This is a genomic window from Psychrobacter sp. Arc29 (genome assembly GCF_041431175.1).
In the GTDB taxonomy this organism is placed as follows: Bacteria; Pseudomonadota; Gammaproteobacteria; order Pseudomonadales; family Moraxellaceae; genus Psychrobacter.
Genome location: NZ_JASMRR010000002.1, coordinates 383,436 through 409,421, shown reverse-complemented (window position 1 = coordinate 409,421; position 25,986 = coordinate 383,436). Strand labels below are relative to the sequence as shown.

Below are 25,986 nucleotides of genomic sequence, written 5' to 3'. Positions count from 1 at the left end.
TATAGAATAATAATAAATTCGATTATAAAAACTCAAATGTAAATAAACAGAAACAAGTATAAATAGAAAAGGAATATCATGAAAACGATCGCTTTTTTACTACACAATAACTTTGAGCAAGCAGAATACGAAGACGTTAATAATCAGTTAAAAGACAAAGGTTATAAGACCCTTCTGATCACTACTAATAAAGACAAAGAAGTGCAGGCTATGCAGCAGGATGTAGATAAAGGTGATACCTTTACTGCTGATATTTTCGTAAAAGATGCAAATGTTTCTGATTATGATGCACTGGTATTACCAGGTGGCACGGTTAATGCGGATACGATCCGTGGTAACAAAGAAGCCCATAACATCATCAATGCCATCAATGATGCAGGTAAACCATTAGCTGTCATATGCCATGCTTCTTGGGCACTTATCAATACAGGTATTGCTAAAGGCAAAACACTGACCGCCTATCACACGCTGCAAACCGATCTAGAAAATGCTGGTGCAACGTACGTCGACAAGACTGTACAAGTCGATGGCAATTTAATTACTTCGCGTAATCCAGATGACATCAGTAACTTCGTCGATGCCATTGATAAGGCATTATCTTAATTTTTTCTTCATCTATTAAAAGATGAGGTATCCAAACCTTTCAACTATTTATAACTACAATTAAGGAAAATATTATGTCTAACTCTAACCCAAACGATACCAAACTTGAGCAACAACGTGCTGAATCGGCAACCGCCGCTCTTAAGAGTCAAACTGAAGATAACCATACTGAAAACAGCGAAGCAGCAGCAGACCGCATTGCTAGCAATGTAGAAAATGCTAAAGAAGAAAAATAGTATTTCTGTGTGTCATTCACTTTAGGATGGCACAGCTGCATTTGGTTTCAGCTTAGTAGCAATAATTATCTTAGTATCAGCAACTGTAAAGTAGATATCTCGAAAAATAATAATGTAGGAGCTAACATGAGTAACTCAACAGATAATATGGATGCGCAAGAAAAAGAAATTCAGCAATTATCAGAAGACATTAATCCTAGTGAGGATGCTACTCCTGATAGTTTGGCAGAAGTCACTACAGCGTCACCGCTTGACGATGATGAGTTAGGTGGCAATGCAACACAAGACGATGTCAACAAATAAGCAAATCTTATGATCTGTTGATGAATTGCACTCCTATTAGTACCAAAGCCAAATTTACAAGTATTATGAAAAACTGCTGCTAGTTCAGCAGTTTTTTGTTATAATTGCCCTCACATTTAAATCAGGTTTTGGATAATGTATGTTGGTTAGATCGACACCTTAACTAGGTATTGGCTTTGACTCATATAATGCATACGTTCAAACGTGTTAAATGGTCGTTATCTTTAACTGAATTTGTCGTACACTAGGTCAACTCTAGTAATGCAGGGTTGTCCTGAATGGCGCGCAAGTTATTTTATTTATTATTCTATTGCTTTTAATCTGACTCAAATTGTAGTCTGTTTTTAAAGTTTTTAGCATTGCCGGAGATATTTATGCTAACTAATACCGATCGTGAACAAATCATCGCTCAATACCAACGTGGCGAAAATGACACTGGCTCTCCAGAAGTTCAAGTAGCTTTGTTGAGCGCTCGTATCAACGATTTGCAGAACCATTTCAAAGCACATAAAGCTGACCATCATAGCCGTCGCGGTCTTATCCGTATGGTTAACACGCGTCGTAAATTGCTTGATTACCTAAAAGGTAAAGATCTTGGTCGCTATACCACTCTTATCAGCCAGTTAGGTCTACGTCGTTAATCCAACGACAATAGTACGAGTGGGTGATAAAACAAAATATGCCATTATATGGCAGAATTTTAAAATTTTTGCTAACCGCTTGGAACTTGTTTGTTGTTATCGATAAAATAGATTTTTCTAAAAACGGTGTGGAATAGTTTCACGCCGTTTTTTTATGCTTATTCATTTTGAAAGCTATGTTTAGATAGCACCATTTGTCTAAAACACATCAAGGTCGACAAACATAAGCTACCAAAAATAGTGATAATGATGCTGATTAGGCGTTAAAATCAGTATTTCCTATCGATAACAGCCCTGTTCTGCAATTAATTGGTCAATGGCTATAAATCACTGTAAAATAATGCCTTGTGAGTTCGATAGTATATCTACTGAATATATAGCGACTACTGATAAAGTACTTGTCTCTTAGCTTGCTGCGTAAATCTCTGATTCTTAAAAGCGTAGAAATAGCCTAGACGGTTTTTAGCGCCGAAGTCTTTTGACTTAATGTCTGTTTGATAGTATTTATAGTAAAGCCAAAATTGAACGACCAAATATACATAATAGTACGATGTCTAGCACGAAAAGATATATGAAATAATTAGGTAAAGTTATTGGCATTGATTGAGATGATTTCTAATAGAGAGATTGTCAGTTAATGATCATATACACAGAATTTTAATGACAGATATCAGGTTTTTTGAAGCTGATATCACTTTTGTCAGTCAACATTAGGAAGATTATATGACAATGTTTAATACCATTAAGCGTAAATTTCAGTATGGCGACCAGCAGGTTGTTATCGAGACAGGACGTATTGCTCGTCAAGCAAACTCTATTTTAGTACACATGGGCGGCGTGACCGTACTTGTCGCAGCAGTCGTAAAATCAGAGGCCAAAGAAGGTCAAAACTTCTTTCCATTGACCGTAAACTATCAAGAAAAAATGTATGCAGCGGGTAAAATCCCAGGTGCTTACGGCAAACGTGAAGGCCGCGCGAGCGAGTTTGAAACGCTGACCTCTCGCTTAATCGACCGTCCGATTCGTCCGTTGTTTCCTGAAGGTTATGTAAACGAGATTCAAATCACTGCCACCGTTGTATCATCAGATAAAACGCAGTCTGCAGACATCGCTGCATTAATCGGTGCTTCAGCCGCATTGGCTATCTCTGATGCGCCATTCAATGGCCCTGTCGCTGCCGCTCGTGTTGGTTTTATTAACGGCGAATACGTACTAAACCCAACGACTGAGCAGCTTGAAACCAGTGATCTAGATTTGGTCGTGGCTGGTACTAAGTCAGCGGTATTGATGGTTGAGTCTGAAGCAGCTGAGTTGTCAGAAGATCAGATGTTAGGTGCGGTATTATATGGTCATCAGCAGCAGCAAATCGTTATCGATAATATTGCATCCATGGCAGAAGAAATTGGTACTGCTAAGCAGCAGTATTCTGCGCCTGAGCGTGATCAAGCACTGACTAGCAGCATGAAAGAGCAGTTCGGTGAACAAGTTGCGGATGCATACACCATCACTGATAAGCAAGAGCGCTACACGAAGCTTGATGAGATCAAACAATCAATCATTGACACGCTTGCTGGTGATGCTGAGTCAGAAACTTATGCCGATACTGTGTCTGAGCTAAAAGAAATCTACAACGACCTTAAATATCGTACCGTTCGTGACAATATCTTGTCAGGTAAGCCGCGTATTGATGGTCGTGACCTTGAGACGGTTCGTGCGCTTGACGTACAAGTGGGTGTATTACCATATACACATGGTTCAGCGCTGTTTACCCGCGGTGAGACGCAAGCACTGGTTACTACCACGCTTGGTAACAGCCGTGACGTCAACATGATTGACTCATTAGGTGGCACGATTCGTGACCATTTCATGTTGCATTACAACTTCCCGCATTTCTCAGTGGGTGAGACAGGCCGCGAAGGTATTCCAAAGCGTCGTGAAATCGGCCATGGTCGCCTTGCACGTCGCGGTGTCCAAGCGATGCTGCCAGATAGCGAACGCTTCCCATATGTGATCCGTGTGGTATCAGAAATCACTGAATCAAACGGTTCATCTTCTATGGCGTCTGTTTGCGGTGCAAGCTTGGCGTTGATGGATGCAGGCGTACCATTAAAAGCACCAGTTGCTGGTATCGCGATGGGTCTGGTTAAAGAAGGTGAGCGCTTTGCTGTCTTGTCAGATATCTTGGGTGATGAAGATCATCTAGGTGACATGGACTTTAAAGTAGCCGGTTCTAAAAACGGTATCACTGCACTACAGATGGATATCAAGATTGAAGGTATTACCCCTGACATTATGGAGCAAGCGCTTAAGCAAGCCCACGCTGGTCGTATCCATATCTTGGACGCAATGAATCAAGTATTGCCTGAGAGCCGTACTGAAATCAACGCTCATGCCCCGAACTATGCTGTTATCGAAATCAACCCAGACAAGATTCGTGACGTTATCGGTAAAGGCGGCGCAACCATCCGTCAGCTAACCGAAGAGACTGGTGCGGTTATCGATATCGATGACGCTGGTACTATCCGTATCTTTGGTGAAAACAAAGCAGCGACCAAAGCCGCTATCGGTAAAATCGAAGCAATAACTGCTGAAGTTGAAGTTGGCAAAACTTATGAAGGTACGGTTGCTCGTATCGTCGACTTTGGTGCATTTGTGAATGTTTTACCAAACACTGATGGTTTAGTACATATTTCACAAATCGCAGAAGAGCGCGTAGAAAATGTATCTGATTATCTGAAAGAAGGTCAGGTCGTTAAAGTGCTTGTGCAAGACGTTGATAACCGTGGTCGTATCAAGCTAACTATGAAAGGTGTTGAGCAGAACTAAGGCTCAGTATTTGATATAGTTTACGTAATAAAAAGCCGCCTTGGGATGCTCTTATGAGTGCCCAAGGCGGTTTTTTTATGGGCGCAAAAAAATGATGATGATCTAGCCAAAAGTCACTTATAAATCGATATTTTTGGGCACATGTATATCGATACGCAGCTTTGGCAGACCTTGTAAGTGCTCGGTCAGTAATGGCAATGTATCAGTCTGCCAATCTAGAGGCAGCGAGTTTATACTCTCATTTGTATTAGATATAGCATCACGCGGATTGTCGGAGATAAGCGGACGAGCGAGTAGCGCAACTCTGCGTATGCCTTGGTAGCGTATAAGCGGAATTAATTGCTGCTGCAGGTCAATCAAAGCCGCGATGAGCCAACGCGACCGCGCAGGATGGTATGGGTGGTTTGATATAACGAGGTTGGCGATATAACTTGGTTGATTGCCGTTACTACTGATGCCAAGACCAGCTTGCTCACGTATGCGCTTATGCAGTAAGCAGCTACCAACACTCAGACTGCCATCACGGCAAGCGCTATGATAACGATGATAGTTATCAGGAAATAATGTTTTGGCTCGCGCGAGCACAGGGTCTAGAATGACACCAGCGTTATTGACAGGTAAAACAAGCAGCTGTGCATTGCTATTCAAAATAGAGGCATGCGTAAGTTGGAGAATTGCCATTATAGACCTCTTTTTGAAAATCCTGCGTTTATTGTGTCGCTGTACTAGCAGGGCTATCCACTTCTAACTGTGCTATTTGCTGTTCAAGTAGAGCGATTTGTTCTGCTTTCATATCGGTTAGCTGTTTATTCATTGCCAATTGCTCAGCAGCCAACTTTTCTTGTTCAGCTAAGCGTTTACGTTCGTCCTCTAAACGATCAATTTCTTCTTTGGCTAAACTGTCCGTCTTTGGCAGAGGCGCATTTAAAATAGCTTTAGGATTTGGCTTTTCAACACGCTTATCATCGTTTGCATTGGCGCTTTCATCAGTGACACTGCTGTCAGTGAGTACAGTGTCAGGCTCATCAGTTATGACGTCTGGAGTCGAAGCCGCTTGAGCCGCCTCGGTTTGCTCATTCATCGTAGGTGGTTGACTGACAGGTAAAACCACTTTTGGCTCGGGTTTTACCCAAAGTAAGTAACCAATAGCAATGAGTATCACCGCAATAACAAGCACTACCCAAACGCGTCGACCTGCTTGCGCAGTTTTTGCTTTAGAAGACTTGGTCGATACAGGGCGCATTTTTTTACGGTTCATATTGTGATCAATTGATGGCAAGAATATAAGTAGACCTACTATAGCAAACTCAAAATAAAAAGCCTATCTATTGATAGATAGGCTTAAGTCAGTGTTAAATAGTGAGTTGCTTAGGTGGTAGTCTAGAGACAACACTGGATAACTAGGGTTTGAACTTGACTGTACCACTGGTGCCTGTTGTCATGGCATCGCGAGCAAGCTTATCCTCAAGATGGTTTTTGGCGCTGATGGCATCAGGGTCAGGGCGATGTTCCGAATGTCCACACTTTGTGCATTCGATGTATTCATCTGGCGCCGGCGTGACAATATTTACTTGTACCACAGCATCCATTTCTTGGCATTTTGGACAGCGCACCCCTGCTAAAAATCGACGCTTAGGGCTTGATGACTGATAGCGCATTTAGATAGCCTCGCGTGTCGTTTGAGCATTGGCAGCATCAGTATTTTTTGCATCAGTGAAACCGTTATGGCGTAGCAACGCATCTATGCTCGCACTACGGCCACGGAAGTTTTCGAAATTGGTTTTGGCTGGAAAACTGCCTCCAACAGACAAGATCAACTCACGAAAGGCTTTACCCGTTGCTGGGTTAAAAATACCATCTTCTTCAAACTTACTAAACGCGTCAGCTGATAGCAGCTCAGCCCATTTATACGAGTAATAACCTGCGGCATAGCCACCTGCGAATATATGGCTGAAGCCATTGGCAAAGCGGTTATAATCAGGTGTTTGCATGATAGCGATATCGCTACGCACAGCATTTAGTGTCGTCAAGATACCTTCATAATCAAGTGCTGGTGTATGGGCATGAATCAGCAAATCAAACAGTGCAAACTCAATCTGGCGCAGCGTTTGTAAGCCGCTTTGGAAGTTTTTGACGGCCAATAGTGCATCAAGTTTGTCTTTAGGCAATGGCTCGCCAGTGTCGACATGACTGCTAATAAGGGCAATGCCTTCAGCATCCCAAGCCCAGTTTTCCATAAACTGACTAGGAAGCTCGACGGCATCCCATTCGACACCATTGACACCCGCAACATCACCGACTGTCACTTGCGTTAGTAGATGATGCAGACCGTGACCGAACTCGTGGAACAAGGTCAACACTTCGTCATGGGTCAATAAGCTTGGCTTGCCATCAAGTGCGGGCGTAAAATTGCCAACCATAAAGCAAACAGGTAGCTGCTGATGGTTTTGTTGCTCATAGCTATAACGAGATTGAAAACCACTCATCCATGCACCGCCGCGCTTACCGCTGCGCGCAAATAAGTCAAAGTAAAACCCGCCAATCAAGCGATCATCAGCGTCAAATAGCTGATAAAAGCGCACATCATCGTGCCAGCGTGATACGGAATGGCCATCTGCACCCTCATAGCTTTGCTCTTGTACTGTAATACCGTATAGACGTTCGACGATGGCAAACAAACCGCTAATCACTTTTGGCAGTGGGAAGTAAGGACGAATCTCCTCTTGCGACAAGCTAAATTCACTTTGTTTTACTTTTTCAGCGATATAAGCGCTATCCCAAGGCTGCAATTCATCAATGCCATAGTGCTGCGCACATCTCTGTAACTGTGCTAAATCTTTCTGCGCGGCTGGGGTCGCTTGGGCTGCCAAGTCACGTAAGAATGTCTCTACTTCCAAGACACTGTCTGCCATCTTAGTCGATAGAGATACTTCAGCATAATTATCAAAGCCCAATAATTTGGCCTTTTGCTCACGTAAGGTGAGAATTTGGCTCATGATGTCGGCATTGTTTAATGACTCACCTTTAGCATTGGTATGCGTGTCAAATTCAGAGGCGCGCGTGACATAAGCGTGATATAGCGTTTCCCGTAAGCTGCGGTCATCAGCGTGGGTCATCACCGCTAGATATACAGGAATGTTCAAGCTTGCCACATAATAAGGCGTCGGAAGCGCATCTATATCGGTTTGACTCAGAGTGCCATTAGCAAGCTCACGAGTCTTGTACTGTTCACCTGCATCTGCCAACAATGCCAAACCGCTCTCCGTTAAGCCTTTTAGCTGACTTTCTTCTAAAGGCAATGCAAAGGCTTGGGTTGCATCCAAGATATGATCTGAGAATGTCGCAGATAAGGTAGATAGCTCACTTTGAATAGCAGCAAATTTCTCTTGCTCAGCCTTAGGTAGTGCCACTCCTGATAACTCAAAGCTACGTAGAGCCAGCTCGATCGCCCGCGCACGTGCAGGCTCAAGTGCCGCAAAAAACTCGGTATCATCAACGATCGTTTGATAGCGGGTAAAAAGTGGCTGATGTTGACCAACCCGTGTTCCGTAAGCCGATAATTTGGGCAGCAGCTCGTGGTGGATATGACGAATCTCATCGTTACTCATCACGCCATTGAGATGCGATAAGATTCCCCAGCTACGATCTAGCGCTAGATTGATATGATCAAACTGCATCACATCTGCCAGTGCTTGCTCAGCGTTTAATTTTGCAATGTCAGTGCTACTGTCAGCCACCGCCGTCAAGTTATCTAAGAAACTATTGGCATCGTCGATAGCATTGATGACTTGGGTTTGTAATGTACTTGGCGCAGCATTGGTAAAGTCAACAAGGCGCAAATCTGAAGAAGGAAGAGTCATAAAGGTATCCGATATTAATGATTATTATGAAAGAAACATTGGGCGAACGTAGCTTTTAAATCGCGCTTGATACGAGCTAAATTTACGACGTACTACGATTCGCGCCATTTAAAATTTATATTTAGTTATATAAAAGATGGGTTCATTTAGCCAAAATACAACCTGAGTGCTTATAAACTAAGAGTGAACGCTTAAACTAAAAGTGAATACTCAAAGGAAACAATAAATAATATAGTAAGCTGAGATAGTAGAAATATTTAACAATACAGATTGCTCTACTTACAAAGCGCTATCATTTGCTTGCAAATTAACCCTATAGCGAATGTGGGGGAGCTGTTAGCATCAATGTAAAGGAATTCAAAAATTGTACGCCGACTAGGTGTGCAAATAAAAGATGGACAAAAACTATAGATGAATTGATAGCATGATTTGTTGTTTACAAGCAATGATCAGAGCTGCTATTAATAAAAAATAAGACAAGATGCCCTAATATCGTACTCATAAAAGAATGTATAAAATCGAAAGTAAATGATAATAAAACAAGGAGCAATATATGAAAGCGACTCTTAAAAGCTTACGTGAAACCAAAGCCAATCCAGCGGTAAGTATCTTTGTTAAGACTCACCGAGCACATCCAGCCAACGAGCAAGATCCTATCGCTCTAAAAAATCAGTTGAAAGTTGTCGAAGACCGCCTAAACAAAGAATATGATAAGAGCACAGCGACGACCATCTTAGACAATATTTATGCAAAGACTAAAGAATTAAACCATAACTATAATCTTGATACCTTAGCGATATTTGCTAGTACAGATGATGTGCAAATCGTTCGTATGCCAATCGATACGACCGAGCGCGTTGTGATATCAGACAGCTTTGCCACTCGTGATTTGGTGCGTGATATGGCCAGTGCGGTACATTACTACACGGTCGTCCTAACCCGCGATAATTCTCGTCTGATTGAAGCATCGAATGATCGCGTCATTAGAGAGTTTGATAAAGACGATGACATACAAAACAACATGGAAAATATCCAGTTCCCTATTGAGAATAACGGGCTATATACCACGGGTGACGGTGGGTCAGATCGCTCATCAAATAATGAAAGTAGCCACTTAAAAGAATACTTTAATCAAGTCGATAAAAGCGTACAAGAGCTATGGGGTGAGCATAAGATGCCACTCGTGATCGTCGGTGACGCCAAAAACATCGGTTACTATAAAGAAGTCTGTGATCGTCCGGATAACATCATTGCTACCGTATCGAATGCCACCAACCTAGAAGATGGTAGCGCTCAACATATCGTTGATAGTGTACAAGAAGCGGTAGAAGAATATCGTACATCATTACATCATGCTGCTTTGGGCGAAATCGATAAAGCCCGCGGTGCAAATATGCTGCAGACTGATCTACAGGAAGTATATCGTAGTGCATTCCAAGGCGCTGGCGAGACCCTTTATGTACGTCGTGGCTATATCCAATCTGCTAAAATTGATGAAAAAGCGCAAACTCTAAGCCTTGCAAGCGACGCTAGCGCAGAAGGCGTGACTGATGATGCAATCGGTGAAATCATCGAGCATGTTATCCATAATGGTGGTGAGGCTGTATTTATGCCACAAGATATCATGGGCGAAGATCAACCAATCGCCTTGGTTACTCGTTACTAATTCGGTCATATACTGATGAGTATCATTTGATTAAATGAATTTATAAGTCGAGTCACTGATACCTTATAACTGACATCGTATAAATATAACAAAAAGCGCTGGTTCATATTGAACCAGTGCTTTTTTAGTGTCTGTTATTTGTATGGTATAAGATAGAAGAGAGCTTACGTAAGTTTTGTAAGATTCAGAATAGGGCATTGTTTATCACTATGGTGCACAATGTTTCAATGTAGTGCGTGCCTTATTTCTTCTATAAATTCATTTATGATTGATCTGTAGGGTTACTATATACCACGTCGACTCTCTATTTTTAGTACTGTATAAATATCACTAATGTTTGGTACAGCCTATATATATCAGTCTATGAGCGAACCAATAGGATAAATTGTCAAATAACAAAATGCAGCTAATGCTATCGGATTTTTGATAAATAGCGCTTATTTTTATGAAATATAATAAACAATTGGAGAGCTATCAATTCTGCTTGGCATAAGGCTTGCACTATAGATAATACACGGTTAATTACCGTTTATTACCAATCTAAGAGCTGAAAAAATGCCGTCTAGGGTTCCGATATAGTAGAGGGAGCACATCTTCCTATACTGTATGACTGGTCCGAGAGATGGCGGTTCGAAAGAACTACACGGAGGGATAAAAGCCCGGGAGACTCTAAGTGACACTGATCACTTAAGCTCATAACTGTGGAGTTTTTCTTATGTCATATCCTGCAAGCACTACTGCCAATACGCCGTCTTCAGATCGCTTCATCACGCCACTACCAGGTGGTCATCATTGGTGTGGCCGCATCAACAAAAACCATGTACTCACACTCAAGTCATTGGCAGCTAACGCCAATGCCAGCCTATATGTGGTCAATGCTGACGAGAAGCTTGAACGCTTCAATATGCCAGATAGCCTAAAAGCGCAGTACACGCTGTACTTATCTGAAGGCCATGTACTGTATTCTGACATGGGCCGAGTGATGGCTTCTATCATCAGCGATGACCATGGCTGGAATGATGCTATTTGTGGTCCTAGCACCGCTGCGATGGTCAGCAGGCAATATGGCGAAAAAACCTTTCAAGATGCTCGCAATGAGCGCTATCAAAACGGTCTTGACGGACTACTAACAGAGATGTCGAAGTTTGCGCTAAATGAGAGCGATCTTACGGCAACTGTCAATCTATTCTCCAAAGTCACCCCTGATTTACAAGGGCAGCTGTCTTATATCACAACTGACAATACTGACCAGTCCATTGCCCTACGCTTTGAGATGAACTGCTTAGTATTTATCTGCAATGCTCCGCACCCCCTTGATCCCTCACACATTTACGATCCAGCCGACATTGAGCTTACCATCAGTCAGGCAGCCCCTATTTTGCCAAAAGGCAAATCGGATATCTGCCGCGACTCTTGTGAGCAAAACCAGCGTGGGTTTGAAAATAATGCCCGTTATTTTGGTGACTATGAAAATGCTTAATCAGCGTTGTGTTTAGTAGCCGCATACGCTGATTTAGTGATTGTAAATTCCGAATTTTTGACTGACAAAACGCTTTTATATAGATCCATTTGATTTATATCTGGACTCATCATGTTTAAAAACAGTCATACCAACTAAGATAAGAGAGCACGCTCATGACAACAAATAATGACATCAAGAACAAAAATGAATCTACGCAGAATTCAGCGTCAATTGATCTCAAGCACATCAAACAGCGCGAAATTTGCGCGGCTGGAGAGGGCTGGATGGCAGAGGTCAAACAAGGACAGACATTACGTATTGTAGATACCAAAGGCAATCAGGCAGTTGATACGTTATTTATCAGCTGTGCGGATACGGCCGAGCGCTATAGCGCCACGGACACGTTGGCACAAAACCAAAAGCTGTTTTTGGAAAAAGGCAGCCAGCTGTTTACCAATAAAGGGCGCGTTATTGCCACCATTACCGATGATACTTGTGGTCGCCATGACACTTTGGGCGGTGCTTGTTCATGCGAGAGTAATACCGTGCGTTACGCGCATGACACTTATCCCATGCATAGCTGCCGCAACAACTTTATGCACACCATAGCAACGCACCCAATCGCCCAAAAATATGATCTGACCCTACGTAATGTTGGACCCAATATCAATTTTTTTATGAATGTACCCATCACTCCAGATGGCAGTTTGGCATTCGATGATGGTATCTCAGCACCAGGCAAATATGTTGATATCACCGCGCACATGGACATGATTGTCCTCATATCGAATTGTCCTCAGCTCAACAATCCCTGCAATGGCTATAACCCCACACCCATTGAGCTTGTGATCTATGAGTAAATCGTTTGTAGAGTGAACGACCCTGTATACGAATAAAAAATTGAGGAAACTGTGATGTTTAATAAAGTATTGATTGCCAATCGCGGTGCTATCGCTTGCCGAATTATACGCACGCTAAAAGAGATGGGTGTTGGTTCAGTCGCTGTCTATACCGATGTGGATCGTGGCTCACTACATGTCAGTCAGGCTGATGAAGCCATAAATATCGGCTCTGGACCTGCCAGTGACAGCTATCTCAATATGGATAAAGTATTGCAAGCAGCGATCGATTCAGGTGCTGAAGCGATTCATCCTGGCTATGGGTTTTTGTCAGAAAACGCCACCTTCTGTGACCGCTGCAGTGATGCTGGGATCGCTTTTATTGGTCCGACATCTGAGCAGCTACTGAGCTTTGGACTCAAGCATACGGCTCGTAAGCTGGCTATTGAGAGTCAAGTGCCCTTATTACCGGGTAGCGAGCTGCTACAAGATATAGACGAAGCATTACGTGAGGCTGAGCGCATTGGCTACCCTGTGATGCTAAAAAGTACGGCAGGCGGCGGTGGTATAGGTATGCGTCTGGTATGGAATGAGACTGAGCTAAAAGATGCTTATGATTCTGTGCATCATTTGGCGCAAAGCAACTTTAGTGATGCCGGTCTTTATCTTGAAAAGTTTGTAGAACATGCTCGTCATATTGAGGTGCAAGTATTCGGTGACGGGGCAGGTAATATCATCACTTTGGGTGAGCGTGATTGCTCTATCCAAAGGCGGAATCAAAAGGTCATTGAAGAGACGCCAGCGCCGCTATTATCAGATGCACAAAGACAAAACCTGCAACAGGTGGCGACCCAGTTGATGCAGCAGGTCAACTACCGCTCTGCTGGTACCGTTGAGTTTGTGATGGATGTATCGACCCAAGCGTTTTATTTTTTGGAAGTGAATACCCGCTTACAAGTTGAGCATGGGGTTACCGAAGAGATTTATCAGGTAGATTTGGTGCGCTGGATGATTGAGCTGGCAGCAGGCGAGTTTGTATTGCCAGAACTGCCACTACAGGCGTCAGGACATTCGATTCAGGTACGACTATATGCTGAAGATCCTATCAAAAGCTTTCAGCCGAGCACGGGTATTTTGACGGACGCTTATTTTGATACAGCAGCGCGGGTTGAGACTTGGATAGAAACGGGTAGCGAGATATCAGCCTTTTACGACCCGATGCTGGCAAAAATAATTGTGACAGCCCCTGATCGCACGCAAGCACTGACGAAAATGAGTCAATGCTTATCAGTGTCACGTATGGCGGGTCTTGAGACCAACCTTGAGTATTTGCAGCAGATCGTAGCCTCAGAGACGTTTGGTGAAGGCACGCAAACGACTCGGTTTTTGAATAGCTTTACTTGGCTGAGCCAAAAAATCGAAGTGATACAGTCAGGGGTACAGACAGCGGTGCAAGATGTGCTTGGTCGTCAGGGCTACTGGGATGTGGGCGTACCGCCATCAGGGGCGATAGATGGTTTGAGCCTCAACACGGCCAATCAGCTTCTGGACAATCCATTTAATACCGCGGGTCTTGAATGCGTGGTCACCGGACCGACACTTCGGTTCCATTGTGACAGTCAAATCGCCATCACAGGCGGTGAAATGGCATGTACGCTGGATGGTGAAGTACAGCAAATGTGGCAAACCATCACAGTGAATAAAGGTCAAACGCTTGTTTGTGGCAATATTACCTCAGGCTGTCGCAGCTATATTGCTATCAAAGGAGGAATAGGGGTCCCTAAATATTTGGGCAGTCAGGCGACCTTCAGCTTAGGTCAGTTTGGTGGACACGCTGGTCGTAATTTGCTCATCGGCGATATGTTACCGATTAAACAGTACGACATAGCTAACGATATCAACGTATTACCTATTGCTCAGCGACCAAAGTTCGATGGAGTATGGCAAATCGCCGTAATGTATGGGCCACATGGCGCGCCAGATTTCTTTACCGATGCTGATGTGACGCAGTTCTTTGGACATGAATGGGAGGTGCATCACAACTCTAGCCGTACTGGTATCCGTCTGGTTGGGCCTAAACCTGAATGGGCGCGTGAAGATGGCGGTGAAGCGGGGTTACATCCATCAAACATCCATGACAATGCCTATGCGGTTGGAGCGATTGACTTTACTGGTGACATGCCGATTATTTTGGGTCCTGATGGGCCAAGCCTCGGCGGGTTTGTTTGCTTGAGCGTCATCGTCGCCGGTGAGCGTTGGAAAATGGGACAGCTAAAAGCGGGTGATCGAGTACAGTTCGTCCCTATTAACTACGAGCAAGCCGCAAAGCTCCATCAACGCTATGACGATATGCTGCGTGCTGATCATTGTGATTTGGTGAACTATGATTTACCCATCACGGCAGATGAGACCACCTTACAGACCGCCATATTAGACACGCTACCTATCGATGGTGAGCAGCCCAAAGTGGTCTACCGCCCTGCAGGCGACAGTTATCTGCTGGTTGAATATGGTGAGCAGGTGCTTGATTTGCAATTGCGTTTTCGCGTTCAGGCATTAATGGAATGGCTACAAGCGCAGCAGATTGATGCCATCATCGATTTGACCCCGGGCATTCGCTCATTGTTGGTGCATTACCACTCATTAAAATTGTCACAAACCGACCTACTAGCGATGCTCAAAGACGCAGAAAACGCGTTACCTGATATCAAGCATATGCAAGTACCTTCTAGAATCGTCCATCTCCCCATGGCATGGGCGGATTCACAGACCAAACTGGCAACGGAGAAATACCAGCAACTGGTCTACCCTGATGCGCCTTGGTGCCCTGACAATATCGAGTTTATCAGACGTATCAATGGTTTGGCCTCTGCTCAAGCGGTCAAAGACATTGTCTATGACGCCAGTTATTTAGTCATGGGACTCGGCGATGTTTATCTCGGTGCGCCTGTTGCCACGCCACTTGATCCAAGACATCGCTTGGTCACCACCAAATACAATCCAGCCAGAACGTGGACACCAGAGAACGCCGTAGGCATCGGCGGTGCTTATATGTGCATCTATGGCATGGAAGGCCCAGGCGGTTATCAGTTCGTTGGTAGAACGCTACAAATCTGGAACCGTTATCGCTCGCACCCGAGTTTTGAAGCCGAAAAACCCTGGCTACTGCGATTTTTTGATCAGATTCGCTTTTATGAAGTCAGTGAAGAAAAGTTGCTATCAATGCGTACGGCATTCAAAGCAGGTGAGCTGGCGATTGAGGTCGAGGACAGCGTTCTCAATCTCGCTGAGTATTACGACATGTTGCATGAGAACAAAGACAGTATCCAGACATTTAAAGATCAGCAGCAGGCTAACTTTGATGCTGAACGACAACGCTGGAAACAACAAGGGCTGGATCAGTATATTGGCGAAGATATTGACACAGTGGAGGTGTTATCAGATATCACCGTGCCCGAAGGCGGCATAGTCGTCAACGCGCACATGATGGGTAGCGTCTGGAAGATCTCTTGTGCGGTAGGTGATGTCATCGAGGAAGGCCAGACTCTGGCGATCATAGAAGCGATGAAAATTGAGATACCGATTGTCTCACCTGTTGCCATGCAGGTCGTGAGTATCGAGATTGAGATTGGCATGACGGTGAAACCCGAGCAGCCTTTATTTGTACTGGCACCCATTGCTGTTAACGAAGCGCAGGTAACAGACATCGCGATCTAGCAGGTTTTGTAAGAAGGCATCTGGTCGATAGTCAAAAAATACCGACAATCATATTTGAGAATAAGAGAGAACACTCATGCAAAAGAATTGGACGATTAACGATTGGCAAAGCGGCTATTGCAACGGTCACATTCAGCTCAGTGACTTGCTAGAGTACGTGGCAAGCATCGACAATGATGACAACGCTTGGATTGAGATTGCAACGCCTGAGCAACTTACCGCGCAGCTCGATAGTATCGCAGCGCAAAATGCCAAAGACTTACCGCTATACGGCATACCTTTTGCCGTGAAAGACAACATCGATGTAGCAGGATTTCATACCACGGCAGGCTCATCATCCCCTTTGTACATGGCTGAGAACGACGCGCATGTGATTGCCAAGCTTAAAGCTGCAGGCGCAGTGGTTATTGGCAAAACCAATCTTGATCAGTTTGCCACAGGGCTGGTAGGGACACGCTCTCCTTATGGTGCCGTGAGCAATAGTTTTAATCCTGATTATATCAGTGGTGGCTCAAGCTCAGGCTCCTCCGTCAGTGTCGCCAATGGAGTAGTACCTTTTGCGCTAGGTACAGATACGGCAGGCTCTGGACGAGTACCAGCTGGGCATAACAATATCGTAGGTTTGAAGCCTACTAAAGGCTGGTTTTCCAGTACTGGTCTCATTCCAGCTTGTCGCTTGCACGATGTGATCTCTATCTTTGCGCTTAGCGTTAATGATGCGTGGCAAGTAGCTCAGATAATGAAAGGCTACGATGCCAAGGATGATTATAGCCGCGTCCATCCTGCCACTGCGCCAGTTGCCTTTAGCCTTGGTAAAATCGCGATTCCTGATACCCTAACATTCTATGGTGACAGTCAGTCACAGCAAGCTTTTGAGCTGGCTATTTCAAAGTTACAAGCCATAGGTTACGAGGTCACGCCAATAGATTTTACAGTTTTTGATGCGTTAGCGGATACCCTCTACAACGACAGCTGGGTCAGTGAACGTACCTTTGCAGTCGAGCAGCTTGTGGCGCGTGATGAGCTGCTACCCATTACCCGTCAAATCATTAGCCAAGCCGATAACTATAGCGCCGTTGATGCGATGAACGCTGAGTATACGCGCGCTGCACTCAGCCGCCAAATTCAGCAAGTGCTGTCTGAGTTCGACGCCTTAATGGTTCCTACCGCACCGACCATCTATACCATCGATGCCGTCAATGCGGATCCGTTAACCAAGAACAGTCACATGGGCGCGTATACCAATTTTGTGAATTTGGCTGACTTATCGGCATTGGCCTTACCAAATGTGATTGCGGATGATGGATTACCACGCGGCATCACCTTTATTGCGCCCGCTTGGCACGATGAAGCATTGGCCAATTTCGGTCATCAGTGGCAAACCGCTCTCGATATACCGATGGGCACGTCAGAGCATCACTATCAATCTGAACCAGCTCAAACTACTCAATCGCCATCGCTTATACCGCTTAGTACCGTCTTTGCTAATGACAGCAGTGTGGAGTTAGCAGTGGTTGGGGCGCATTTGAGTGGTATGCCGCTCAACTATCAGCTGACCGATCGCGGCGGTGTGTTGTCCGAACAAACTCAAACGGCAGCGACCTATCAGCTGTTTGCCTTAGCAGGCGCAACACCTGCCAAACCAGGACTCATGCGCCATAGCGACGGACGCGCCATCGAGGTAGAAGTCTGGCGTATTCCTACCGCAAGGTTTGGCGAAATCGTTAACGAGGTACCTGCGCCATTAGGTATTGGCAACGTTGAGCTGGCAGACGGTCGCTGGGTGAAAAGCTTTATTTGCGAACCATACGGCTTTGAAGGCGGTACAGATGTCACGGCATTTGGCGGCTGGAGGGCGTACATAGCCAAGCAGTCAGAATCTATTACTTAGACCAGATAGTAGACGCACAAATTTACGCATGATCTAAAACAGCAGCGCTTGCCATGTCATTTTCCCTAATGGCATCGCAAACACTTATCAGCAGACACTCTCATAATGAGACTGTCTATATTCAAGGAGTAAGACTCATGAATCGACGCTTATTTACTTTTGCCGTTCTCTCAAGCTTTATGCTATTTGGTTGTGACAATACTGCCACCGTATCTGCACCTGAAGGCGAGGCGGCATCAGAAAAAGTCACTGCCGCAAATGATGATCCGATTTCTATCGGTTACAGTGATTGGCCTGGCTGGGTGGCTTGGCAGATTGCGATTGATAAAGGCTGGTTTGATGAAGCTGGTGTGAATGTTGAGTTTCAGTGGTTTGATTACTCGGCCTCGTTATCTGCTTTTGCCTCCAACCAATTAGACGCTATTTCTGTGACCAATGGTGACAACCTTGTCAACGCAGCGAGCGGTAGTGAAGGTATCATTATCTTGGTCAACGACTATTCGGCAGGTAATGATCAGATCATTGCAAAGCCCGGTATCACGAGCATAGCGGACCTAAAAGGCAAATCGATTGGGGTTGAAAAAGGCTTGGTTGATCATCTACTGCTCAATAGTGCGCTGACTGACAACGGCCTCACGGAAGCGGACGTGACACTGGTGAATGCCACCACCAACGAGCTGCCACAAGTTTTCACCAATGACAGTATTGATGCAGTTTCTATCTGGCAGCCCAACGCCAATCAAGCGCTAAAAAACGTACCGAGCGCAAAGGCTATCTATACCTCAGCGGACAAGCCAGGGCTTATTTATGACACTTTAGCGGTCAGTCCCGCCAGTTTATCTGCGCACAAAGCTGAGTACGCCAAAATTATCCAAGTGTGGGGCAAAGTCGTTAACTATATCAATGATCCTGCTACCAGAGAAGATGCGATTGGCATTATGTCTAGCAAGGTCAATGTCCCTGCCGAACAATATAAAGACTTTTTGAATGGGACGAAGCTAATGAGCTTAGAAGACAATAAAAAGGTTTTTGAAAAGTCTGATGCGTTGAGCTCTATCTATGGCTCAAGCTATCACGTCAATCAGTTCAATATCGACAATCAGATTTATGATCAACAGATAGATATCGATAAATTGATCTATCCCAACCTAATCACTCAGTAAGGTTAATCGATATTTAGTTTAGTCGTTACGGTGTCGTCATCATCATCTTAGAGGGTCGCTCATGAGTCATATCAATAAACATCTCACCAAGAAAACCAAGCTTGGGCTCAATGTGCTCTCATTTTTGATTCCAATCTTATTATGGTGTGCGGTCAGCTATCTGCCTTTTATTTGGCATCCGCAAGTTGAAATCACTGAGGCAGGTGCGAGCACTTATTTGCAAGAAGGCAGCCGCATTGATAGGTCAGTATTCTATCAAGAAGCGCAGGACGCGATGGCATCTGATGCGCCGTCGCCTCAAGGCAAGCTGGTCAATCCAATCTATTTGCCTGCACCTGACGAGGTGGCCACAGCAATGTTTACCGCTTTTGTCACGCCGCCTGCCCAAGCGGATGGTCCTTGGTTACATGAGAGCCTTTGGCAAAGTATACGTACCGTATTTATTGCTTTTTTTCTCTCGTCGATCATTGGTATCCCACTAGGGCTAGTGTGTGGGTTTTCTCAAAAAATCGCCCAGATCACGCAGCCGTTTGTCGAGTTTTTTCGCTACCTGCCAGCACCTGCGTTTGGCCCCTTAGCGGTCGCCATACTGGGTATTTACGATGGTCCCAAAATTGCCATCATCGTGATTGGGACATTGTTTCAGCAGATTTTAATTATTGCCAATACCACACGCACGATGGATCTGAGCTTGATTGAAGCGGGATATACCCTTGGTACTACCAAGCTCAAAAGCTTCTTTTATGTGCTACTGCCTGCCGTACTGCCTGATGTTTATCGAGACTTGCGTGTGCTATTAGGCTGGGCATGGACGTATCTGATTGTCGCCGAGCTGATAGGGACGACCTCAGGCATCACATGGTTTATTGTGCAACAAGCCCGTTATCAGCAGTTCGATAATGTCTATGCAGGTATTCTTCTCATTGGGTTTATTGGGCTAGGGACAGATATTTTGTTGTACCAGCTTGGTAAAAAACTCTTCAAATGGAAAGCGAGTATTTAAATGATGATTAATAATATGACCGCTTCAGACTCAGTAGACAGTGCTTCAATAAATAGTGCTTCGATAGACAAGGCCCACACTAGCCCTCACAGCACAACTGATGAGTATTTCAAAGCGCTCTACCAGCGAGACGTGGTGTTACAGGTAGATAAGCTAACGCAATCATTCGACCAAGGCGGCAGTAAAAAGGTAATCCTACAAGATGTCAGTTTGCAGATTCATGAGCGTGAGTTTGTTTGCGTGATTGGTCCATCAGGTTGTGGCAAGTCGACGTTAGGACGCATCATTGCAGGTTTGGACGCTTATCCAAGTGGCAAGGTAATCGTTGATAAAGAAGTGGTCAAAGGGCCGAGCGCTAGCCGTGGTATGGTCTTTCAGGGTTATACCTTATTTCCTTGGAAAACCGTCAAACAAAACGTCATGTTTGGTCCCATTATGGAAGGCCGTAGCAAGTCAAACGCCGAGCGTAGCGCCCGTGAATGGTTGGATATCGTGGGTCTGAGCAAATACGAAAACCATTACCCGCATCAACTGTCAGGAGGCATGAAGCAACGTGTCGCCATTGCACGAGCGCTTATCAATGAACCCAAAGTACTCATCATGGATGAGCCCTTTGGCGCGCTTGATCCGTATACTCGCCAAAAGATGCAAAAGCATCTGCTAGATCTCTGGCGCAATATCGACATTACTATTGTGTTTATCACGCATGATATGGACGAGGCAGTGCTGCTCTCAGATCGCATTGTGGTATTAAAAGCCAATCCCGGTGAGGTACAAGACATTATCGAAGTACCACTTGCACGGCCGCGTGACCCTGATATCGTCACGGACAGCCGATTTTTGCAATTGAAAGCTCGTATCAACAATATCGTTCACAATCCGCAGCCACAGCCGGACTTCGATCCTGCTTTGGCTGAGATGCCAGATATCCCGCGTATGGTACCTTTGGATAAAAAAGATCAGCAGATCAATCATTAATATTAACGGCTAAAAAATCATATAGTTACTAATTATCATTGTTGTCAGTGATACCGTGCCACGGTTATGTATTCTCTTTATTGTGCATGACCGCGTCATACGATATCAGTCTCATTTAGCAAGACGATTACCGATTATATTTGATTAACTGCTGCTGATAAATACGACTGCTGTTATACTCAGTAGAGTATTCATTTGCTTATCGACCTTTTTATGACTACCACCTCTTTTGTTTTAACCAGCTACAACATTCACAAAGGCATGTCACCACTGAACCGTCAGGTGAAAATGCAAGGTATTGCTCAAGCGCTAGAAGCTGTGGGTGCAGATATATTGTGTTTGCAAGAAGTGCAGGGACAAAACCTCAAACGTAATATGCAATATAACGAATATCCCAACCAGTCTCAGCATGAGTGGTTTGGCGAGTTTTTAGATCTAGAAAATAGCTATGGCAAAAATTCAGAATACGAGAATGGTCATCACGGCAATGCCGTATTAAGCCGATTCCCGTTAGACCCAAAACACAATGTCAATATTACCGTCAATAGGCTGGAGCAGCGCGGCGTCCTACATTGTGAAGTGCAGCCTATCGGTTGGGAGCGCCCAGTCGTGGTGTTATGTGCGCATCTGAATTTATTTGAGCGCGATCGTATCAAGCAATATCAGGCCATCAGCGATTATGTAAAAAATGAGATTGCACCTGATCAACCGCTCATCTTGGCAGGCGATTTTAACGATTGGAAAAAAATGTCTTGCGACAAACTGGCTACTGAGCTAGGAATGATAGAAGCATTTAAACATTGTCATGGCAAATTACTACCGACATTCCCAGCAAAACTGCCAGTGCTCAGTTTAGATCGTATCTATCTGCGTAATTTGGTCGTCAAAGACGCGTGGGTACATAGTGGAAAGCCGTGGTCATCACTGTCGGATCATTTGCCGATTAGTGCAGAACTGATGCTGCCATAATACTTTGTGTTGATTTGCTCGGATGCGCTGCCTTGATAATCTATCGAGACTAAAACATTTTTTTAGCAAAAATACTATCGACTAAAATCGTCCCTTATGAAATAGTCATCTAACGTAAGATAAATAGTAACCATGCCCTAATAAACAAAATATAAGGATATTCTGCAATGGCAACGCCAGCTACTAATAACAACAATCAGCAACCTCAACTCCCCAATACCCAGCACGCTGCGCTGATACGTGAATTCGGTGAACCAGAAGTAATGATATATCAGGATGGTGTCGATATCCCTGAATTACAGGACGATCAGGTATTGGTCAAAGTCGCCTACGCTGGTATCAACCCCGTCGATTATAAAACCCGCCAAGGCAAAGGCTGGGGCGCAGAAAATATCCAAAAACAAAAATTTGATAACGACCAGCCAGCTATTTTAGGGTTTGACGTATCAGGTACAGTGGTCAGTAGTAATAGCGATGCGTTCGCTATTGGAGATCGCGTCGCCGCTTTGACCTTTACTGGTGGTTGCTATGCGCAATATGTGGCGGTAGACACCAAAATGCTTGCGAAAGTGCCAGAGAGTGTCACATTAGAGCAAGCAGGGGCATTGCCATGTATCGGACAAACGGCGATACAGTTTGTAGATTTTGCTGACATTCAAGCAGGTGAGCATGTCGTAATCAATGCACCAGCAGGCGGCGTCGGTCACTTACTGATACAGCTATTAATGGACAAGGTGAGTCGTGATGATATCAAGGTCACCGTTATTTGCTCACCAGAAAAATATGCCAAGCTCGGTGAGCTTATCGATACCGACAAGCTGGCAGGCTGGATTGATTATACCAAAGACGAAGCGTTCTCTGATTTGCAAGCCGACGTGCTGCTTGACTTAGTTGGCGATGAAGCAGGTGTTCGCGCGCTGAGTGTGCTCAGATCAGGCGCGCGCGTGAATGTGTTGCCAACCATTTGGGTTGATAAGCTCAAAGAAGCTGGCAAGGAGAAAAATCTAGAAGTATCAGGTTATAAAGCGCAGCGTAGTGGTCAAGATATGTCGCGTGTTTTACAGCAAGTCGCTGATGGTCAATTAATCTTAAAAATCCAAAAAATATATCCACTCTCTGAGGTTGTGGCTGCTCATCATGAATTACAAAAGGGCGATGCATTCGGCAAAATCGTCCTTGCTGCTTCTGAATAAGGGGCGTTAACCGGTTTTTTAAAAATCATAGGATTCTTTACGTACTTCATAAAACTCTACAAGAATAGTGTCTCTGACAACACAACAGGCCTACTCTCTAATGTTGTCTGCTGTAGGATAGTGAGAGACACACTGATAAATGAAGTAATAACAAAGGATGTTATATGACTATGAATAAAGACATTGAGAATAAAGATACAGAAAATAAAAAAACAGACGAAAAAGTAACGGATCATGTCGCCTATGAAGCGCAGGTACGTGAGGAGATAGAAGCATGGAAAAATCCTGATAAAGGCGTTTTGGATAAAGCTTTTGCGGTCCTTAATACGCCTCTTGTCGCGGCAGGTGATGCATTAATGGATATGCCGCAATTTGGCGATGCCTTGAAAAAAGCAACTGAGCAAACCATCAGTACTTTGAGTAATGCTGCCAATTGGACATTGAACACTCAAGACATTATTGATAGCTATCAAGAAGAGCCTGATATTGAAGGCTCGTCAATCAAGACGCTTTCTGATATCAAACATCTACCAATTGCGGTTGTCGATAAACAAGTCAAACTGTTCAAAAGTAAATATGTCGCGCTCACCAGTGCGCAAGGCGTGACGACAGGGGTGGTTGGCTGGGTAGGTATTCCTGCCGACGTCGTTGGTCTTATCACTGCCAATCTACGTGCCATTGGAGAGTATGCGACTTATTATGGCTTTGATATCAATGATAAAAGTGAGCAGTTATTTGCTATGTCTCTATTGGCGGTGGCTACTTCTGCCTCTGCTGAAGCGCGCAAAGCAGCACTGGATGATACCCGTGCTATGATTAAAGATCCAGAAACGCAGGCATTTAATCAGATTAATGAAGAGGTCATGTCGCGGGTACTGCGTCAAACAGCAACCAAAGTGGCGACCAATATGGTCAAAACGAAAGCCGCGCAAATCATTCCTGCGGTGGGTGCAGTAGTGGCAGGCGGTGTTAATGCCAGCTATACGGCCAGTGTCTGCGAAGCGGCGCATCAATGCTACCGTGAACGTTTTTTAGATCGCCTTGCGTAGGTAGTCGTTTACTCAACATGACCATGGTAGTTTTAGCGTGCAAGCATTCGGCGAAATGTTAGGCTGATTCGACCAGTATCGACAGTTTTTGTTTTAGTGATAGTATGTTTCCAAAAGGTTTGTGTATCACCGTGCATGACAATTAATTGACCAGACTCAAGATAAAGCGCGACTTTGTCTTGGGTTTTTCTGTGCTTAAAGACAAACTTGCGGGTGGCACCAAGGGATAGAGACGCAATGATTGGTTGATGACCGAGCTCTTTTTCATCATCGGCATGATAGCCCATACCATCAGTGCCAGTTGGATAATAGTTGAGCAAGCAGGTATTGAAGTGAGCCACAATACCCATTTCTGCTAACGCTTTTTCTACATGTTGTTTCACGTGGAACACTATATCTGACCATGGAACTGTCTGTCGCGTGTGCCCTGAATACTGGTAATCTGCATCCGTGTCTCCCATCCAGACAATTTGGCGAGTCGTCACATGAGTTTTACCAAACAACGTCACCATATCTGATTGCCAAGGTAACTCATTTAGCAATGTATTGTAGAGGACACTGGCATCGTCTATGACTATGCCTAAATCGTTTACATCACCATCATAGGGCAATATATTATCTGTGGGTGCAGGCGCAAAAAGGTCAGTCATAGGTTAATAGTCATCTCTCATTATTTGCTGCGTTGATAGTGCTCTTGAATGATCTGAGCACACAGTTTGGGCGCTTCCATTGGCAGCAGGTGACCATAATCTAGCAATGAGATGATGCTGCTATCAGGCACAAATTTTTGCCATTGCTGTCTTACCTTATCATTAATGAATAAAGTAGGCTTACCGGTAATCAGCGTGTAAGGACAGCGCAGTTTTTTGAGTGCGGCATCGATATGAGGCGCACCAAAATAGTTGGCCAGCTCTTGCTCTGGAGCAAACATCAAGCTGTAGCTTCCATTTGGATTTTTGCTCAAGCTCTGTTCGGCAAATACCTGCAAATGCTCGTCACTGATACGTCTATAAGCACGCTGCGCACGCAAGTTTTCATAATAAGCATCGACACTCGGCCACGTAGATTGCCGATTTACTGTGCTTTTGAAAGGCTCACGGCTCAGTAGGATAGAACGCGGTAACAGATTATATAAGGGGGCTTGGTTTTTAGTGAATGTGACAGGCTCTATCAGATAAAGCCGCGAGAACAGCTCTGGACGTTTGGCTGCTGCCATGGCTGTGGCGGTTGCGCCTTGTGAATGTCCGATACCGACGACAGGCTTATCTTGTGTTTTTTCTAAAAATTCAATGAGCATATCAGCATCTTGCTCACGCGTCAGACGACGGCTGTGCGGTTTGTCATACCAATAGCCACGCAGGGCAAGGGAGCTGATGTCAAACTCAGTCGCCAGCTCATTTAGCAATGGCGTATAGGTGCCAACGGTGAAACTATTACCACCATAAAAATGCGCGGGTGTGCGGGGATGGTTATCTGTTTGAACTGACTGATTGAGATAGCTAAGAGTATAGTAACGTGCTTTTTTACCATCAAGATTGATGCTGTTTGTAAATGCTTCCATAAAATAAACACTTCCTTGTGGTTTAT

At 44.5% G+C, this 25,986-nt stretch carries 22 protein-coding genes and 1 riboswitch; of the genes, 16 read left to right on the top strand and 6 right to left on the bottom strand.

The genetic code is table 11. The features are described from left to right. Nucleotides 1-78: 78 nt before the first annotated feature. The 5 genes from QO189_RS04665 to pnp all read left to right on the top strand — a co-directional run bounded on the left by QO189_RS04665 (nt 79) and on the right by pnp (nt 4,609). Nucleotides 79-603 carry a type 1 glutamine amidotransferase domain-containing protein gene (locus tag QO189_RS04665; protein ID WP_371531729.1) on the top strand — a complete coding sequence of 175 codons (525 nt, stop codon included), beginning with the start codon at nt 79-81 and terminating at the stop codon, nt 601-603. 74 nt (nt 604-677) lie between these two features. Further along, nucleotides 678-839: a hypothetical protein gene (locus tag QO189_RS04660; protein ID WP_371531728.1), complete on the top strand. Its 162-nt coding sequence runs from the start codon at nt 678-680 to the stop codon at nt 837-839. A 126-nt stretch (nt 840-965) separates the two neighbouring features. Continuing rightward, nucleotides 966-1,142 carry a hypothetical protein gene (locus tag QO189_RS04655; RefSeq protein WP_371531727.1) on the top strand — a complete coding sequence of 59 codons (177 nt, stop codon included), beginning with the start codon at nt 966-968 and terminating at the stop codon, nt 1,140-1,142. 374 nt (nt 1,143-1,516) lie between these two features. Beyond that, nucleotides 1,517-1,783 (top strand): 30S ribosomal protein S15, encoded by a 267-nt coding sequence (rpsO, locus tag QO189_RS04650; protein ID WP_045443035.1) that lies wholly within the window; start codon nt 1,517-1,519, stop codon nt 1,781-1,783. A 723-nt stretch (nt 1,784-2,506) separates the two neighbouring features. Next, nucleotides 2,507-4,609: a polyribonucleotide nucleotidyltransferase gene (gene pnp / locus QO189_RS04645; RefSeq protein ID WP_371531726.1), complete on the top strand. Its 2,103-nt coding sequence runs from the start codon at nt 2,507-2,509 to the stop codon at nt 4,607-4,609. Between the two features lie 117 nt (nt 4,610-4,726). Here pnp and QO189_RS04640 read toward each other — a convergent pair whose 3' ends face one another. The 4 genes from QO189_RS04640 to QO189_RS04625 all read right to left on the bottom strand — a co-directional run bounded on the left by QO189_RS04640 (nt 4,727) and on the right by QO189_RS04625 (nt 8,469). After that, complete coding sequence (locus tag QO189_RS04640; protein WP_371531725.1) at nt 4,727-5,290, bottom strand: hypothetical protein; 564 nt, start codon at nt 5,288-5,290, stop codon at nt 4,727-4,729. 28 nt (nt 5,291-5,318) lie between these two features. Further along, a complete protein-coding gene (locus QO189_RS04635) occupies nt 5,319-5,867 on the bottom strand; it encodes a hypothetical protein (protein ID WP_371531724.1) in 549 nt (182 codons plus the stop codon). 142 nt (nt 5,868-6,009) lie between these two features. Continuing rightward, complete coding sequence (locus QO189_RS04630; RefSeq protein ID WP_371531723.1) at nt 6,010-6,267, bottom strand: YheV family putative metal-binding protein; 258 nt, start codon at nt 6,265-6,267, stop codon at nt 6,010-6,012. Next, the gene (locus QO189_RS04625; protein ID WP_371531722.1) at nt 6,268-8,469 is read right to left on the bottom strand and encodes a M3 family metallopeptidase; all 2,202 of its coding nucleotides are present in this window, start codon (nt 8,467-8,469) and stop codon (nt 6,268-6,270) included. It abuts the gene before it with no gap. 553 nt (nt 8,470-9,022) lie between these two features. Between QO189_RS04625 and QO189_RS04620 the strand changes: the two genes are divergently transcribed. The 11 genes from QO189_RS04620 (at nt 9,023) to QO189_RS04570 (ending at nt 24,399) form a co-directional block, all read left to right on the top strand. Then, nucleotides 9,023-10,135, top strand: coding sequence for a hypothetical protein (locus QO189_RS04620; protein WP_371531721.1), 1,113 nt, complete (start codon nt 9,023-9,025; stop codon nt 10,133-10,135). A gap of 551 nt (nt 10,136-10,686) precedes the next feature. Then, a riboswitch (guanidine-I (ykkC/yxkD leader) is annotated at nt 10,687-10,803 on the top strand. 47 nt (nt 10,804-10,850) lie between these two features. Further along, the gene (locus tag QO189_RS04615; RefSeq protein ID WP_371531720.1) at nt 10,851-11,615 is read left to right on the top strand and encodes an urea amidolyase associated protein UAAP1; all 765 of its coding nucleotides are present in this window, start codon (nt 10,851-10,853) and stop codon (nt 11,613-11,615) included. 155 nt (nt 11,616-11,770) lie between these two features. Continuing rightward, nucleotides 11,771-12,457, top strand: coding sequence for an urea amidolyase associated protein UAAP2 (locus QO189_RS04610; RefSeq protein ID WP_371531719.1), 687 nt, complete (start codon nt 11,771-11,773; stop codon nt 12,455-12,457). A 54-nt stretch (nt 12,458-12,511) separates the two neighbouring features. Next, nucleotides 12,512-16,153 (top strand): urea carboxylase, encoded by a 3,642-nt coding sequence (uca, locus tag QO189_RS04605; protein ID WP_371531718.1) that lies wholly within the window; start codon nt 12,512-12,514, stop codon nt 16,151-16,153. 76 nt (nt 16,154-16,229) lie between these two features. Beyond that, nucleotides 16,230-18,044 (top strand): allophanate hydrolase, encoded by a 1,815-nt coding sequence (gene atzF, locus QO189_RS04600; RefSeq protein WP_371531717.1) that lies wholly within the window; start codon nt 16,230-16,232, stop codon nt 18,042-18,044. Nucleotides 18,045-18,181: 137 nt separating this feature from the next. Next, the gene (locus QO189_RS04595; protein ID WP_371531716.1) at nt 18,182-19,207 is read left to right on the top strand and encodes an ABC transporter substrate-binding protein; all 1,026 of its coding nucleotides are present in this window, start codon (nt 18,182-18,184) and stop codon (nt 19,205-19,207) included. A 61-nt stretch (nt 19,208-19,268) separates the two neighbouring features. Next, the gene (locus tag QO189_RS04590; RefSeq protein ID WP_371531715.1) at nt 19,269-20,210 is read left to right on the top strand and encodes an ABC transporter permease; all 942 of its coding nucleotides are present in this window, start codon (nt 19,269-19,271) and stop codon (nt 20,208-20,210) included. Nucleotides 20,211-20,225: 15 nt separating this feature from the next. Next, the gene (locus QO189_RS04585) at nt 20,226-21,188 is read left to right on the top strand and encodes an ABC transporter ATP-binding protein (protein ID WP_371531714.1); all 963 of its coding nucleotides are present in this window, start codon (nt 20,226-20,228) and stop codon (nt 21,186-21,188) included. A gap of 213 nt (nt 21,189-21,401) precedes the next feature. Then, a complete protein-coding gene (locus QO189_RS04580; protein ID WP_371531713.1) occupies nt 21,402-22,157 on the top strand; it encodes an endonuclease/exonuclease/phosphatase family protein in 756 nt (251 codons plus the stop codon). A 167-nt stretch (nt 22,158-22,324) separates the two neighbouring features. Beyond that, entirely contained in the window at nt 22,325-23,350 is a 1,026-nt protein-coding gene (locus tag QO189_RS04575) for an NADP-dependent oxidoreductase (RefSeq protein ID WP_371531712.1), read from the top strand. 164 nt (nt 23,351-23,514) lie between these two features. Beyond that, the gene (locus tag QO189_RS04570) at nt 23,515-24,399 is read left to right on the top strand and encodes an EcsC family protein (RefSeq protein ID WP_371531711.1); all 885 of its coding nucleotides are present in this window, start codon (nt 23,515-23,517) and stop codon (nt 24,397-24,399) included. Nucleotides 24,400-24,431: 32 nt separating this feature from the next. Here the strand turns inward: QO189_RS04570 and QO189_RS04565 are convergent, their stop codons facing one another. Then, nucleotides 24,432-25,049, bottom strand: a complete 618-nt coding sequence (locus QO189_RS04565; protein ID WP_371531710.1) for an alpha-ketoglutarate-dependent dioxygenase AlkB — start codon at nt 25,047-25,049, stop codon at nt 24,432-24,434. 20 nt (nt 25,050-25,069) lie between these two features. Next, nucleotides 25,070-25,960 carry an alpha/beta fold hydrolase gene (locus QO189_RS04560; protein WP_371531709.1) on the bottom strand — a complete coding sequence of 297 codons (891 nt, stop codon included), beginning with the start codon at nt 25,958-25,960 and terminating at the stop codon, nt 25,070-25,072. Nucleotides 25,961-25,986: the final 26 nt, after the last annotated feature.